We start from the raw sequence: 256 nt of genomic DNA, 5'->3' as shown, positions 1-256 counted from the left end.
ACTGCGGGAAATGACTTCCGACATGTAGTCATACAGGCTGCGGAAACGAGCCTCCATCCCCTCGCATACACTGTGCTTATCCAGGTAGACGTTAATTTCGTCGAGGGCCAGATGGTCCTTCACCCACTCCAGGCACTTACCTGCCGTCTCCAGCTCAGCAAAGTAGTGGTAGCGCGAGGGGTCCGCACCGACAACGGTTGCAATCATGGCACTCAAATCCACCGCGCGTTTATCCGTGACGGTACCGACCCACCCT

Annotated in this window: 1 pseudogene; it reads right to left on the bottom strand. The window is 56.6% G+C overall.

The annotated features are described in order from the left end of the window. Positions 1-207 (bottom strand): annotated as a pseudogene (locus tag QP381_RS09205) (xylulokinase); the annotation flags it as partial. Positions 208-256 lie beyond the last annotated feature (49 nt).

Origin of the sequence: Pauljensenia sp. UMB6358, from assembly GCF_030216865.1 — a bacterium.
GTDB classification, from domain to species: domain Bacteria; phylum Actinomycetota; class Actinomycetes; order Actinomycetales; family Actinomycetaceae; genus Pauljensenia; species Pauljensenia turicensis_A.
Note: the sequence above shows the minus strand (reverse complement) of the source record. Positions and strands in the feature narration are given on the sequence as shown.